This window comes from Saliniferula longa, assembly GCF_050789285.1.
Taxonomy (GTDB): Bacteria; Pseudomonadota; Alphaproteobacteria; order Rhodobacterales; family Rhodobacteraceae; genus CAVPWP01.
In genome coordinates this window covers 236331-249609 of record NZ_JBOUVX010000003.1, presented here as the reverse complement: position 1 = coordinate 249609, position 13279 = coordinate 236331, and the positions used below count along the sequence as shown (strand labels likewise).

Genomic DNA, 13279 nt, shown 5'->3' with positions numbered 1-13279 from the left:
CTTGGGTCCGTCCGGCTGCTTCGGGTCGCGCCAGACCTAGACGCTGGAGGGGCGGGTTACAAGCGCCGGACGCGGCCGGACGGCGCGCGAGGCCGCCCCCGGGGCGTGCCCGCAAGTCGACCCGATTGACGCTGTGCCGGGGTCGGTCTAGTCGGAGGGCCTGTCGTTCCAAGGACCCGCCGATGAGCCTCCAGCACGGTCGCCCCTATCTTGCCATTCCCGGACCGTCGGTCATTCCCGACCGGGTCCTGAACGCCATGCACCGCGCGGCGCCCAACATCTATCACGGCGAACTGGTCGAGATGGTCCCGGGCCTCATGCGCGATCTCAAGTCGGTGGCGCGGACGCGGGCCGGACACGCCGCGATCTATATCGCCAACGGCCACGGCGCCTGGGAGGCGGCGGTGGCGAACGTCTTTTCGCCCGGCGACCGGGCGCTGGTGCTGGCCACCGGCCGCTTCGCCCATGGCTGGGCCGAGATCGCCCGGCGCATGGGCGTTGGGATCGAGGTGATCGATTTCGGCAAGCGCGCGCCTGTGGACCTGGCCCGGGTGGCCGAAGCGCTGGCCGCCGACCGGGCCCATGCCTACAAGGCGGTGATGCTGGTTCAGGTCGACACCTCGACCAGCGTTCGAAACGATATCAAGGGATTGCGCGGCGTTCTGGATGATCTGGATCACCCTGCGCTCTTGATGGTCGACTGCATCGCCTGCCTGGCCTGCGACGCCTTCGAGATGGACGACTGGGGCGTCGACGTGATGGTCGCCGCCTGCCAGAAGGGGCTGATGACCCCGCCAGGACTTGGGTTCGTGTTCTACAGCGACAAGGCCGATGCAGCGCGCGAAACCGCGCGCTGCGTCACCCACTACTGGGACTGGCGTCCGCGCAGCGACCCGTCCGAGTTCTACCAGTACTTCGACGGCACGGCGCCCACGCATCACCTCTATGGTCTGCGCGCCGCACTCGACATGATCGGCGAAGAGGGGCTCGACGCCGTCTGGCGGCGTCACGCCGTGATCGCGCAGGCGGTCTGGGCGGCGTTCGAGACCTGGGGGCAGGAGGGGCCGATCCAGCTCAACATCGCCGATCCGGCCCTGCGCAGCCATGCCGTCACGTCGGTGCGCGCGGGCGGCCCCGAGGGCACGGCGCTGCGCACCTGGGTCGAAGAGAAGGCGGGGCTGACGCTGGGGATCGGCCTTGGCATGGCAGAAAGGGGCGATCCCGCGTGGCACCACTTCTTCCGCGTGGGCCACATGGGACATGTGAACGCCCACATGATCATGGGCGCGCTGGGCGCTATCGAGGCGGGGATGGTGGCCTGCGGCCTGCGCTTCGCGCCGGGCGGTCTGGGCGCGGCGGCAGGGGTTCTGGCGCGCGCCTAGCGGCCGCGCCCGAACGCCGCGTCGGCGGAGGCCGGCAGTGTTTCGCGCCGGCGGCGTTCGATCCGGCCAACAAGAAGGTGGCAGATCAGCGCGCCTATCACCACGCCGGGCAGGCCGAAGACGATATAGACCAGAAGCACGTCAACCACGACGGCAAGGGACAGTCCGAAAAGGAAAAGGGGGTCGCGCGGCGCCATCTGTCGTCCCTGCTGTGCCGGGCGGGCCGTGGTGGCCGCGCCTCGTTCTGCAGAAGATACGAGGTCAGTCGCCCTGCCGGATCACTCACCCGGGAACCGGGGCGGCGTTCAGTAGCCGCGTTCGGCCAGCCAGGCGCGCATCCAGGCGATTTCAGCCTCCTGCGCGGCGATCACGTCCTCGGCCAGCTTGCGCACTTCGGGATCGCTGCCGTGCTCGAGCACCAGCCGCGCCATCTCGGTCGCGCCTTCGTGGTGCGGGATCATGCCGCGCACGAAGTCGACGTCGGGATCGCCGGTCAGTTCGATCGCCATGCCGGCATGCATCCTGTCGTTGATCGCCGCCCAGTCGGCGGCAAGGGGCACCCCGCTCATCTGGTCGTGGGCGCCATGGCCCTGGTGATGTTCATCGCCCGATTGCGCCCAAAGGGGGGCGGCCAGCAGAAGCGGGGCGGCAAGCAGGATCGCACGAAGTCGGGGCATGTTCGGTCCTCTGGAAGTCATTGACGCCGTTGAAAAACAGCCCTCCCCCGCAGGAGGGCAAGTCACGTCAGCGTGAGCGCGCCGCACGCGCCTCGGCCAGGGCCGCGGGAAGTGCCGCGGCAAAGGCGTCAAGGTCCGCGTCGGTGCCGCAGCCCACGCGGATGCAGCGGTTCTGGGGCGCGGCGAAGGGCATGCGCACGAAGATGCCGCGCGCGACCAGCGCGTCGAGCACGGCGCGCGCGAAGGCGCCGTCGCCGCCGCAGTCGACGGCCACGAAATTCGTGGCCGAGGGCAGCGAGGTCAGCCCGTTCCCGGCGGCGATCGCAGCGATGCGGGCGCGGGCGTCCGCGACGCGCGCCACGACATGGGCCAGCCAGTCCTGATCGGCCAGCGCCGCCAGCGCGCCTGCCTGGCTGATCCGGCACATCCCGAAATGATTGCGGACACGGTTGAAGGCGTCGATGAGATCGGGATGCCCCAGCGCGTATCCCACGCGCGCCCCGGCCATCCCGTAGGCTTTCGAGAAGGTGCGCATCCGGATCACCCGCGCGTCCCCGGCCCGAACGGGTGGCAGAGCGCCCGGGGGCGCGAAATCACCGTAGGCCTCGTCCAGCACCAGAAGCGCGCCCTCGGGCAGCGCCTCGAGGGCGGCCTCGATCGTCGCCGCGTCGTGCCAGGTGCCCATGGGGTTGTCGGGATTGGCCAGATAGATCAGCGTCGCGCCCACCTCGGCCGCCTTGGCGACCAGCGCCTGCGGGTCTTCGCGGTCGTCGCGATAGGGCACCTTGTGCAGCGTCCCGCCGTAGCCCGCGACATGGTAGTTGAAGGTCGGATAGGCGCCCTCCGAGGTGACGACCGCGTCGCCCGGAGCCACCAGAAGCCGCACCAGAAAACCCAGAAGCCCGTCGATCCCTTCGCCGATCATCACGTTCGCGGGCGCCACACCATGGTGGGCGGCGATCGCCACGCGCAGGTCATGGCTTTCGGGGTCGCCGTACATCCAGACCTCGCGCGCCGCCGCCTGCATGGCCGCGACGGCGGCGGGGCTTGGGCCGAAGGCGCTTTCGTTCGCCCCGATCCGCGCCACGAAGGGCCGCCCGCGCGCGCGCTCCTGCGCCTCGGGGCCGACGAAGGGCACGGTGGCGGGCAGGCTGTCGGCAAGGGGCGTCAGTCGGGGGCCGGTCATGGCGACAAGCGATAGGCGAGGGGGCCGGTCCCGCGCAAGGGGGCAGGACGATCGGCCGGGTCGCCGGTCAGGGCAGATCGTGCACCACGACCTCGCGCCCCGCCGCGACCAGCGTTTCGTCAAGGATCGCCTCGACCTCGTCCCAGGTGCCGCCCGCCAGACCGCAGCCGATGCGCGGCATGTGGATCGCCGCCGCCGGATCGGCCTGCGCATCCAGCGCCTCGAGCGCCCGGTGCAGCGCTTCATAGCGGATCGGCGGAATGCCGTTCCGCGCCCGGATGTCGTGCTGGGCGATCATGTTGGCGACCTGCAGCCCGGGCGCGACCGTGACCAGTTGCACCGCGCCAAGCTCGAACCCGTCGCCCGAGGCATGCCAGTCGCGATAGGCGCGCTCGGGCGCGTCCCAGCGGCGCGACAGCGCCAGCACGAACCCCGCGCCCCAGCCGCCCACGTCGTTGCACACATGCGCGATGACCGCCGGCCGGCCCTCGGGCGCGGTCGCGTCGCCCGTCACGTATCGAAGGCGCCCGCCCACGCGGCCTCCCCCCGCTCAGGCCACTTCGGCCAGGCGGTCAAGGGCCTGGCGCAACTGCGCCTCTTCCTCTTCCTTCGCGGCCAGCGCCTCGCGCGTTTCGTCGACGATGTCCTCGGGCGCGCTTTCGACGAACTTCGGGTTCGACAGGCGCCCGCGCAGCCCGCCCAACTCCTTGCCCAGCTTCTCCAGCGCCTTCGCCAGCCGGTCCTTCTCGGCCGCGATGTCGATCAGGCCCTCGAGAGGGATGCCGAAGGTCGCGCCTTCGGTCGCCACCGTCAGCGTGCCCTTCGGCATGACGTCGGTGGCCTTCAGGCTTTCGATGCGGGCAAGCCGCGTGATCAGCGTCTCGTTGCGGTCCCAGGCGCCCCGGGCGGCCTCGGACAGGCCGGTGTGCAGCATCGGCACGTAAAGCCCGGCCGGCACCCGCAACTGCGCCCGGGCCGAGCGCACGCCCTCGATCACGCTGATGGCCCAGCCCATCTCGGCCGAGGCCGCGGCGTCGACAAGGTCGGCGGCCGCGTGATCGGGCCAGTCGGCATGGACAAGCATCTTGGCGCGGGTTCCCGATAGTGCCCAGATCTCTTCGGTGACGAAGGGCATGAAGGGGTGCAGAAGGATCAGGCACTGGTCAAGCACCCAGCCCATGACGGCGCGGGTCTCGGCGATCAGGGCGTCGTCCTGCGATCCGAAGAGCGGCTTCGAGAACTCGACATACCAGTCGCAGACCGTGCCCCAGACAAAGCCGTAAAGCGCGCCGGCCGCGTCGTTGAAGCGATAGGCGCCAAGCGCCGCGTCAACCTCCTCGCGCACCTTCGCCGTCTCGCCCAGGATCCAGCGGTTGACGGTGGCGGTGGCCACGGGAACGCCTTCCGGCCGCGCCGCCTCGAAGACGCCGTTCATCTCGGCAAAGCGCGCGGCGTTCCACAGCTTCGTGCCGAAATTCCGATATCCGGCAATCCGTTGCGTCGACAGCTTCAGGTCACGCCCCATCGCCGCCATCGAGGCCAGCGTGAAACGCACCGCGTCCGCCCCGAACTCGTCCACAAGGTCCAGCGGGTCGAGCACGTTGCCCAGCGACTTCGACATCTTCTTGCCCTTCTCGTCGCGGACAAGGGCATGGACATAGACGGTGTGGAACGGAACCTGGTCCACCACGGCAAGCTGCATCATCATCATCCGGGCGACCCAGAAGAAGATGATGTCGAAGCCGGTGACAAGGACGTCGGTCGGGAAGTATTTCCGCAGTTCCTCGGTGTCCTCGGGCCAGCCGAGGGTGCCGATGGGCCAGAGCCCCGACGAGAACCAGGTGTCGAGGACGTCGGCGTCGCGCGCAAGCCGCGCAAGGTCGGTGCGGGCGGCCTCGATCGCGGCATCGGTCATGCCCTTGGCCTGACGCAGCTCGTCTGCGATGATCGCCTCGCCCGCCGCATCGTAATGCGCAATGGCCTTGTCATAGGCGCCGTCGCGGGTCGCGGCGCAGAAATGCGCGCCGTCCGGCCCATACCACACCGGAATCTGATGCCCCCACCAAAGCTGGCGCGAAATGCACCAGGGCTCGATGTTCTCAAGCCAGTGAAAGTACACTTTTTCATGCTGTTCCGGCAGGATCTTCGTGCGGCCGTCGCGCACCGCGTCAAGCGCGGGTCCGACGATCTTCGCGGTGTCCACGAACCACTGGTCGGTGAGATACGGCTCGATCGCGACCTTCGAGCGGTCGCCATGCGGCACCATGTGGCGGTCGGCGTCGATCCCGTCGAGCCAGCCCTCCTCCTCGGCCACCCGCACGATCCAGTCGCGCGCCTCATAGCGGTCGAGGCCATCGAGCGCCTCGATCAGCCGCGCCACCCCGTCAGCATCCGCGCCGTCCGCGAAGTCGCTGTTTTCCCGCAGGAACATCGCCGCGCGGGTCGTCATCACGTTGATCGCGCGCAGGCCCGCGCGTTCGCCCACGCCCCAGTCGTTGAAGTCGTGGGCCGGCGTGATCTTGACCGCGCCCGTGCCCTTCTCGGGGTCGGCATAGGCGTCGGCGACGATCGGGATCGACCGCCCCACCAGCGGCAGCCGCACCGTCTTGCCCACCAGATGCGCATAGCGCCGATCGTCGGGGTGCACGGCGATGCCGGTGTCGCCCAGCATCGTCTCGGGCCGCGTGGTGGCGACCGTCAGGTAATCGCGCGTCTCGGTCGCGGTGACGTTGCCGTCCTCGTCGAACTCGATCGGATGCTCGTAGGTCTCGCCACCCTCCAGCGGATAGCGCAGGCGCCACATGTGGCCGTCGACCTCTACCTGCTCGACCTCGAGGTCCGAGATCGCGGTCTCGAAATGCGGGTCCCAGTTCACCAGCCGCTTGCCGCGATAGATGAAGCCCTTTTCGTACATCTCGACGAAGACGCGGATGACGGCGTCGTGGAAGTTGCCCTCTTCGCCCGCCGGCGCGCCGGGGGCGCCAGACATGGTGAAGGCCTCGCGGTCCCAGTCGCATGAGGCGCCAAGCCGCTTGAGCTGGTTCTTGATGTTGTCGCGGCTCTTCACCTTCTGCTGCCAGACGCGGGCCACGAAGGCCTCGCGCCCCATCTCGCGGCGGGTGATGTTGCCTTCCTTGGCCAGTTCGCGCTCAACCACCATCTGCGTCGCGATCCCGGCATGGTCGGTGCCCGGCTGCCAGAGCGTGTCGAACCCGCGCAACCGGTGCCAGCGCGTCAGGATGTCCTGCAGCGTGTTGTTGAAGGCATGCCCCATGTGCAGGCTGCCGGTCACGTTCGGCGGCGGGATCATGATGCAGAAGGTCTCGGGCCGGCGGGCATTGGCCCCGGCGCGGAAGGCGCCCGCGCCCTCCCAGGCGGCATAGATCCGCGGCTCGGCCCCGGCGGCGTCGAAAGTCTTGTCCATCGTCATGGCGTCGGCATCCTGATGTTCCGCGCCTCGTTTAGCGAAGCGGCGGGCGAAGGAAAACCGGGGAAACGCGCCCGGGGCCGTTCTTCTTGGATCAAATATCTTCGTGGGGAGGGCCGCCGCAGGCGGACCCGGGGGGCAGACAGCCCCCCGCCACGGCTTTCGGCCGCGCCGCAGGCCGGCCTGTCAGCTTCCCCGGTCGATCTTCGTCGACAGGTGGATCAGGCTTTCGCTGTCGGTCACGCCGGGCACCGCGCCGATGGCGTCAAGTGCGCGGTCAAGCTCTTCGGTCGACCCCGCGGCCACGACCAGCGCCAGGTCGAAACGCCCGCTCGTCGAATGCGCGCGGCGGACCTGCGGCAGGGCCTTCAGTCGCTGCAGGACGGTGGCGTTGGCGCGCGGCTCGACCTGCAGAAGCACGGTCGCCCGGATCGTCCCGGCCGCGGCGGCAGCGCCAAGGCGCAAGGTATAGCCCGCGATGACGCCCGTGCGTTCCAGCCGTTCGAGCCGCGCCTGCGCCGTCGACCGCGCGATGCCCAGCCGATGGGCGAGCGTCGCGACGGGAAGCCGCGCGTCGCCCGACAGTTCGGCCAGCAGCCTGCGGTCAAGATCGTCCGGAGTGTAGCGTTGATCGGTCATGATGGCTGAAAATATACGGCAATCCGTCAGATCGCCAGTGCAAATACGCAAGGTTGCACGGCATCCTGTAGGGGCGAACAGGCACAAGGACCCCCAGGATGAGCCGCCAACCCGCCCTCTGGCCAAGCCCCGCCGAAGCCCTGCGGGCCGAGACGCCCGACCAGCCGCTTCTGTGTTTCTCGCCGGCCGTGCTGCAGGCGACCTTCCGGCGGTTCCGCGACGGCTTTCCGGGCCTCGTGACCTATGCCGTCAAGGCCAACGACGCGCGCATGGTGATCGAGAACCTCGTCGCCGCCGGCATGACCGCCTTCGACGTGGCCTCGCCCGACGAGATGCGGCGCGTCCGCGACGTGCTGCCGGGCGCCGTGCTGCACTACAACAACCCCGTCCGCTCGCGCGCCGAGATCGCCGAAGCCGTGGCGATCGGCGTCGCCAGCTGCTCGGTCGACTGCGAAACCGAACTCGCGAAACTCGCCCAGGGCGGGCTGCCGCGCGGCACCGAGGTCTCGGCCCGTCTGCGCCTGCCGGTCAAGGGCGGGGCCTATGACTTCGGCGCCAAGTTCGGCGCCGATCCCGCGGCCTGCGCGGACCTTCTTCGCGCCATCGTCGCGGCCGGCTATTCCCCCGCGATCACCTTCCACCCCGGCACCCAGTGCGCCGACCCCGAGGCCTGGCGCGCCTATATCGAAGCCGCGGCCGCCGTCGCGCGCGACGCAGGCGTCAGGATCGGCCGGCTCAACGTGGGCGGCGGCTTCGCGGCGCGCCGCGTGGGCGCGGGCCCCGACATCAAGGCCGCTTTCGCCACCATTGCCGACGCCACCCGTCGCGCCTTCGGCCCCGACGCCCCGGCGCTGGTCTGCGAGCCCGGGCGGGCGATGGTCGCCGACTGCATGACGCTGGCCACGCGCGTCAAGGCGGTCCGCCGCGACGGCACGGTCTTCCTCAATGACGGGATCTATGGCGGTCTGGCCGAGATGCCGGTGATGGGCATGACCGACCGCCTATCGATTGTCGACGCGCAGGGCCGGCCGCGCCAGGGCCCGCTGCGCCCCCGCATCGTCTTCGGCCCGACCTGCGACAGCCTTGACCGGCTGCCGGGCGAGGTGCCGCTGCCCGCCGACATCGTCGAGGGCGACTACCTGCTGGTCCATGGCATGGGCGCCTATTCGACCGCGACGCTGACGCGGTTCAACGGCTACGGCGATCTTCGGGTGGTGACGGTCGAACAGGCGGGCTGAGCCCGCCCCGAACAGCGCGTTGACCGAGGTCAAGTCGAACGGGCGCGGCGACTGCTATCCTGCCACCCTCGGGATCAGGAAAGGCAGATCGATGAACGCACCCCACGCTGACGACGGGCAGCAGGACCTCTCTGATTCGTCGCTCGTGCCGTTCCTCGGCCTGAGCTTCGGGATCGCCTGGGGGGTCTTCGCCCTTTTCGCCCTGTTTCCCAGACCGATCACGGCGCTTCTCGGCGCGCCGAGCGGGCATCATCCCCTGTTCATACTTGCCGTCTATGCCCCTGCGATCGCAGCACTTTTTCTGGTGTGGCGCCGGGCGGGCGGGTCCGGCCTGCGGCGGTTCCTGTCGCGCATCCTGCTGTGGCGGATGCCGGCGGTCTGGTGGGCCGTCCTGATCCTGGGGATTCCGGTGGTCTTCGCCATTGGCGCCGCGATGAAAGGCACGCTCTGGCCGCCGACGGTGTCCTTCGATGGCGCGGGCGCGCTTCTGGGCGCGATCGCCTTCATGCTGGTCCTCGGCCCGGTCGAGGAACTGGGCTGGCGCGGGCTGATGCTGCCGGTTCTGCAACGGCGCATGGCCCCGGTCTGGGCGGGTCTAGCCGTCGGCGCGGTCTGGGGCCTGTGGCACATGCCGGCCTTTCTTCTGTCGGGAACCCCGCAGGCGGCCTGGGGCTTTCTGCCCTTTGTCGTGGGAACCACCGCGATCAGCGTGATCCTCACGGCCATGTTCAACGCCGCGCGGGGCAGCCTGCTGATCGCAGGGCTGTTCCACTTCCAGATGAACAATCCACTCTGGCCCGACGCGCAGCCCTACGACACCTGGGTCTTCGTCGCCGCGGCGCTTGCCACGGTCTGGATCTGCCGCCGGTCGATGTTGGGGCGCGATCCGGCGCGGACGGGGGCCGTCACGCGGGTCCTGCCGGACTGAGGGTCAGGGCGCGGGTCAGGCCACGTGCTCGAGCGCGATCTCGGGCAGGACGCCCAGCGCGCGGGCCACGTCGCGTGTGAGGTGCGGCTTGTTGAGCGTGTAGAAATGCAGGTGCTCGACCCCGCCGTCGATCAGATCGGAACACAACTCGGTGCACAGCGCGGTCGCCAGAAGCTCGGCCCGCCCGTCGCGGTCGGCCGCGGCGAAGGCCTCGTCCAGCCAGGCGGGCACATGGGCGCCGCAGCGTTCGGCGAAGCGGCGCACGCCGGTCCAGTTCTCGATCGGCAGGATGCCGGGAAGGATCGGCGCGTCGATGCCGGCCGCGACGCAGGCGTCGCGGAAGCGGAAGAAGGTCTCGGCCTCGAAGAAGAACTGGGTGATCGCGGAGGAGGCGCCGGCATCGATCTTGCGCTTGAGCCAGTCGATGTCGGCCTTGGCGCTTGGCGCTTCGGGGTGCGGGTCGGGATAGGCGCCGACGCGGATCGTGAACTTGCCCGTCTCCGCCAGCGCGGCGATCAGCTCGCAGCTGTCGGCGAAGCCGTCCGGGTGGGGGCGGAACGCGCCCGCGCCCTTCGGCGGGTCGCCGCGCAGGGCCACGATCTCGGTCACGCCGGCCTCGGCATAGCGGTGGGCGATCTCCATCGTCTCGGCTTTCGTCGCGCCGACGCAGGTCAGGTGCGCCGCGACATTCAGGCCGGTATGCGCGCCGATCGTCGTCACCGCCTCGTGCGTGAGCTGCCGCGTCGTGCCGCCCGCGCCATAGGTGACAGACACGAACTCGGGCCGGAGCGGGGCCAGCGCCTGCACGGTGTCCCACAGCCGGAACGAGGCTTCCAGCGACTGCGGCGGGAAGAATTCGAAGCTGAGGCGGGGGGGCGTGGGCATTGCGGACTCCGGTTGCGAATGGCCGCTTGTCCCATGTCCGGCGAAATGAGACAAATTCATAATGCTCATCACCATTATGAGTCGATCCGCGATATGCATATCGAATTCCGCCACCTTCGCACGATCCGCGCCATTCACGAGGCCGGCGGTCTGGCGCGCGCGGCCGATCAGCTCAACATCACCCAGTCGGCGCTGAGCCACCAGGTGAAGGGGCTGGAAGAACAGGCGGGGGTCGAGCTGTTCGTGCGCCGGTCGAAGCCGCTCAAGCTGTCGGCCGCGGGCATGAAGCTTTTGCGCTTGGCCGAACGCATCCTGCCCGAGATCGACGCCCTGGAAGAAGAGTTCGAGGGCCTGCAATCGGGCAAGTCGGGGCGGCTGCACATCGCCATCGAATGCCACGCCTGTTTCGAATGGCTCTTCCCCGTGCTCGAGGAATTCCGCAAGGCCTGGCCCGATGTCGACGTCGACATCCGCCCGGGCCTTGCCTTCGGCGCGCTGCCCGCGCTTCAGCGCGAAGAGGTGGACCTTGTCGTGTCGTCCGATCCCGAGACGCTGGACGCGGTCGAGTTCGCGCCGCTTTTCGACTACGAACCGGTCTTCGTCGCCGCCTCGCAGCATCCGCTGGCCGCGAAACCCTTCGTCGTGGCCGAGGATTTCCGGGACGAGACGCTGATCACCTATCCGGTGGAACGGACGCGCCTTGATGTCTTCAGCCAGCTTCTGACGCCCGCCAAGGTCGAGCCGCGGGCGATCCGGCAGGTCGAACTGACGGCGGTGATCCTGCTTCTGGTCGCCTCGAACCGCGGGGTCGCGGTGCTGCCCGACTGGGTCGTGCGCGAGGTGCGCTATTCCTCGGACTACGTGACGCGGCCGCTGACCGAGACCGGCATCACGCGCAGACTTTACGCCGCGATCCGGACCGAGGACGCGTCGAAGCCCTTCATGGCGCATCTGCTGCGGCTGGCGCGCACGATTCCGGTCAAGCTTCAGCGGCAGGGGCAGAAGCCGGGGCAGAAGACCTAGGACCTGGCGTCCCCGAACACCCGCGCGAAGATCGTGTCGACGTGCTTGGTGTGGTAGCCAAGGTCGAACTTCTCTTCGATCTCGGCGGGGCTGAGCGCGGCGGTCACCTCGGGGTCCGCCTTCAGTTCGGTCAGGAAGTCCTTGCCGTCCTCCCAGACCTTCATGGCGTTGCGCTGAACGAGGCGATAGGCGTCCTCGCGGCTGACGCCGGCCTGGGTCAGGGCCAGAAGAACCCGTTGCGAATGAACCAGTCCGCGGAACTTGTTCATGTTCCGCATCATGTTTTCGGGATAGACCACAAGCTTGTCGATCACGCCCGTCAGCCGCGCCAGCGCGAAGTCGAGGGTCACGGTGGCGTCGGGACCGATCATCCGTTCGACCGAGGAATGCGAGATGTCGCGCTCGTGCCAGAGCGCCACGTTTTCCAGCGCCGGCGTCACCATGCCGCGCACCAGCCGGGCAAGACCGGTCAGGTTCTCGGTCAGGACCGGGTTGCGCTTGTGCGGCATCGCCGACGACCCCTTCTGCCCCTTCGAGAAGAATTCCTCGGCCTCCAGCACCTCGGTCCGCTGCATGTGCCGGATCTCGATCGCGACGTTCTCGATCGAACTGGCGATGACGCCGAGGGTGGCGAAGAACATGGCATGGCGGTCGCGCGGGATCACCTGGGTCGAGATCGGCTCGGGCACCAGGCCCATCTTGCGGCAGACGTGCTCTTCCACGCGCGGGTCGATGTTGGCGAAGGTGCCGACGGCCCCGGAAATGGCGCCGGTGGCGATTTCCCTTCGCGCGGCTTCAAGGCGTTCGCGGTTGCGCGTCATCTCGGCGTAGAAGCGGGCGAAGGTCAGGCCCATGGTCGTGGGTTCGGCGTGGATGCCGTGGCTGCGGCCGATGCGGACGGTGTCCTTGTGCTCGAACGCCCGGCGCTTGAGCGCCGCGAGAAGCGCGTCGAGATCGGCCAGCAGGATGTCGGCGGCGCGGGCAAGCTGGATGTTGAGCGTGGTGTCGAGCACATCCGACGAGGTCATGCCCTGATGGACGAAGCGCGCCTCGTCGGCCCCCACGATTTCCGACAGGTGGGTGAGAAAGGCGATCACGTCGTGCTTGGTGACGGACTCGATCTCGTCGATGCGGGCCACGTCGAATTCGACGTCGCGGGCGCGCCAGACGGCTTCGGCGTTCGCTTTCGGAATCACGCCCAACTCGGCCATTGCGTCGCAGGCGTGGGCCTCGATCTCGAACCAGATGCGGAACTTCGTCTCGGGCGACCAGATGGCCACCATTTCGGGCCGGGAATAGCGGGGGATCATGGGCGGGCGGCCTTTCCGGAATTGTGAAGCGCGCGGGGGCGTCTTAGACTCGTGACGTGTGGACGGCAAGGACAGGGATCGACAGGCAAGGGCGGGCAAGGACGGGAGAGCGGCCATGGGGGCTCCGGCATCGCTTTGGGCATTCGAGGGGCGCTGGCGCATCGACCGGCGGATCGACCATGCCTCGGGCCAGGGCAACGGCGCCTTCACGGGCGAGGCGCGCTTCACCCGATCGGGCCAGACGCTGATCCACGACGAGGCGGGCGTGCTCACGATCGAGGGCGCGGGGCACGGCCTTCAGGCCGAGCGCCGATACCTCTGGAGGGCCGAGAAAGGCTGGATCGCGATTTCCTTCGAAGATGGCCGTCCCTTCCACGCCTTTCCGATGGGCGTGCCCGATCCAGAAGCCACGCATCTGTGCGCCCCCGACCGCTATGAGGTGCGCTATGACTTCGCGCGCTGGCCCGAATGGACGGCGGTCTGGCGCGTGACCGGGCCGCGCAAGGACTATGTCATGACCTCGCAGCACAGCCCTGCGCCCTGACGGGCGGGCCATAGGGGGCGACAAGGGCGCGCGCGGCGAA

General features: G+C 69.0%; 13 protein-coding genes. 5 read left to right on the top strand and 8 right to left on the bottom strand.

The window, feature by feature from the left end; genetic code table 11:
* The first annotated feature begins 182 nt into the window (after positions 1 to 182).
* Complete coding sequence (locus ACRDNQ_RS14245) at positions 183 to 1382, top strand: pyridoxal-phosphate-dependent aminotransferase family protein (protein WP_431829357.1); 1200 nt, start codon at positions 183 to 185, stop codon at positions 1380 to 1382.
* On the opposite strand, the gene ACRDNQ_RS14240 is transcribed toward ACRDNQ_RS14245, so the two are convergent.
* From ACRDNQ_RS14240 to ACRDNQ_RS14215, 6 genes are all read right to left on the bottom strand, one after another.
* The gene (locus tag ACRDNQ_RS14240) at positions 1379 to 1579 is read right to left on the bottom strand and encodes a hypothetical protein (protein ID WP_431829356.1); all 201 of its coding nucleotides are present in this window, start codon (positions 1577 to 1579) and stop codon (positions 1379 to 1381) included. The genes ACRDNQ_RS14245 and ACRDNQ_RS14240 overlap by 4 nt on opposite strands.
* A 108-nt stretch (positions 1580 to 1687) precedes the next feature.
* The gene (copM, locus tag ACRDNQ_RS14235) at positions 1688 to 2059 is read right to left on the bottom strand and encodes a CopM family metallochaperone (protein WP_431829355.1); all 372 of its coding nucleotides are present in this window, start codon (positions 2057 to 2059) and stop codon (positions 1688 to 1690) included.
* A gap of 67 nt (positions 2060 to 2126) precedes the next feature.
* Complete coding sequence (locus ACRDNQ_RS14230) at positions 2127 to 3245, bottom strand: pyridoxal phosphate-dependent aminotransferase (protein ID WP_431829354.1); 1119 nt, start codon at positions 3243 to 3245, stop codon at positions 2127 to 2129.
* 67 nt (positions 3246 to 3312) lie between these two features.
* Entirely contained in the window at positions 3313 to 3780 is a 468-nt protein-coding gene (locus ACRDNQ_RS14225; RefSeq protein WP_431829353.1) for a macro domain-containing protein, read from the bottom strand.
* A gap of 15 nt (positions 3781 to 3795) precedes the next feature.
* Positions 3796 to 6675, bottom strand: coding sequence for a valine--tRNA ligase (locus ACRDNQ_RS14220; protein ID WP_431829352.1), 2880 nt, complete (start codon positions 6673 to 6675; stop codon positions 3796 to 3798).
* 183 nt (positions 6676 to 6858) lie between these two features.
* A complete protein-coding gene (locus ACRDNQ_RS14215) occupies positions 6859 to 7311 on the bottom strand; it encodes an Lrp/AsnC family transcriptional regulator (protein ID WP_431829351.1) in 453 nt (150 codons plus the stop codon).
* Between the two features lie 98 nt (positions 7312 to 7409).
* Between ACRDNQ_RS14215 and ACRDNQ_RS14210 the strand changes: the two genes are divergently transcribed.
* Together ACRDNQ_RS14210 and ACRDNQ_RS14205 are read left to right on the top strand one after the other, a co-directional pair.
* Positions 7410 to 8549, top strand: a complete 1140-nt coding sequence (locus ACRDNQ_RS14210) for a type III PLP-dependent enzyme (RefSeq protein ID WP_431829350.1) — start codon at positions 7410 to 7412, stop codon at positions 8547 to 8549.
* Positions 8550 to 8640: 91 nt separating this feature from the next.
* Positions 8641 to 9477, top strand: coding sequence for a CPBP family glutamic-type intramembrane protease (locus ACRDNQ_RS14205; RefSeq protein WP_431829349.1), 837 nt, complete (start codon positions 8641 to 8643; stop codon positions 9475 to 9477).
* 15 nt (positions 9478 to 9492) lie between these two features.
* Here the strand turns inward: ACRDNQ_RS14205 and metF are convergent, their stop codons facing one another.
* A complete protein-coding gene (gene metF / locus ACRDNQ_RS14200) occupies positions 9493 to 10362 on the bottom strand; it encodes a methylenetetrahydrofolate reductase [NAD(P)H] (protein WP_431829348.1) in 870 nt (289 codons plus the stop codon).
* Positions 10363 to 10455: 93 nt separating this feature from the next.
* On the opposite strand from metF, the gene ACRDNQ_RS14195 reads away from it, so the two are divergent.
* Positions 10456 to 11385, top strand: a complete 930-nt coding sequence (locus tag ACRDNQ_RS14195) for a LysR family transcriptional regulator (protein WP_431829347.1) — start codon at positions 10456 to 10458, stop codon at positions 11383 to 11385.
* On the opposite strand, the gene purB is transcribed toward ACRDNQ_RS14195, so the two are convergent.
* A complete protein-coding gene (purB, locus tag ACRDNQ_RS14190; RefSeq protein WP_431829346.1) occupies positions 11382 to 12695 on the bottom strand; it encodes an adenylosuccinate lyase in 1314 nt (437 codons plus the stop codon). The two genes, ACRDNQ_RS14195 and purB, sit on opposite strands and share 4 nt — an antisense overlap.
* A gap of 115 nt (positions 12696 to 12810) precedes the next feature.
* Here purB and ACRDNQ_RS14185 point away from each other — a divergent pair, with 115 nt between their 5' ends.
* The gene (locus ACRDNQ_RS14185; RefSeq protein ID WP_431829345.1) at positions 12811 to 13239 is read left to right on the top strand and encodes a DUF6314 family protein; all 429 of its coding nucleotides are present in this window, start codon (positions 12811 to 12813) and stop codon (positions 13237 to 13239) included.
* The last annotated feature ends 40 nt before the right edge of the window (positions 13240 to 13279 follow it).

What these genes read in the sequence shown, in the direction of transcription:
- metF (WP_431829348.1), bottom strand. Translation starts at nt 10,362, where the DNA reads ATGCCCACGCCCCCCCGCCTCAGCTTCGAATTCTTCCCGCCGCAGTCG.
- ACRDNQ_RS14215 (WP_431829351.1), bottom strand. Translation starts at nt 7,311, where the DNA reads ATGACCGATCAACGCTACACTCCGGACGATCTTGACCGCAGGCTGCTG.
- ACRDNQ_RS14195 (WP_431829347.1), top strand. Translation starts at nt 10,456, where the DNA reads ATGCATATCGAATTCCGCCACCTTCGCACGATCCGCGCCATTCACGAG.
- purB (WP_431829346.1), bottom strand. Translation starts at nt 12,695, where the DNA reads ATGATCCCCCGCTATTCCCGGCCCGAAATGGTGGCCATCTGGTCGCCC.
- ACRDNQ_RS14185 (WP_431829345.1), top strand. Translation starts at nt 12,811, where the DNA reads ATGGGGGCTCCGGCATCGCTTTGGGCATTCGAGGGGCGCTGGCGCATC.
- ACRDNQ_RS14245 (WP_431829357.1), top strand. Translation starts at nt 183, where the DNA reads ATGAGCCTCCAGCACGGTCGCCCCTATCTTGCCATTCCCGGACCGTCG.
- ACRDNQ_RS14210 (WP_431829350.1), top strand. Translation starts at nt 7,410, where the DNA reads ATGAGCCGCCAACCCGCCCTCTGGCCAAGCCCCGCCGAAGCCCTGCGG.
- ACRDNQ_RS14230 (WP_431829354.1), bottom strand. Translation starts at nt 3,245, where the DNA reads ATGACCGGCCCCCGACTGACGCCCCTTGCCGACAGCCTGCCCGCCACC.
- ACRDNQ_RS14240 (WP_431829356.1), bottom strand. Translation starts at nt 1,579, where the DNA reads ATGGCGCCGCGCGACCCCCTTTTCCTTTTCGGACTGTCCCTTGCCGTC.
- ACRDNQ_RS14220 (WP_431829352.1), bottom strand. Translation starts at nt 6,675, where the DNA reads ATGACGATGGACAAGACTTTCGACGCCGCCGGGGCCGAGCCGCGGATC.
- copM (WP_431829355.1), bottom strand. Translation starts at nt 2,059, where the DNA reads ATGCCCCGACTTCGTGCGATCCTGCTTGCCGCCCCGCTTCTGCTGGCC.
- ACRDNQ_RS14205 (WP_431829349.1), top strand. Translation starts at nt 8,641, where the DNA reads ATGAACGCACCCCACGCTGACGACGGGCAGCAGGACCTCTCTGATTCG.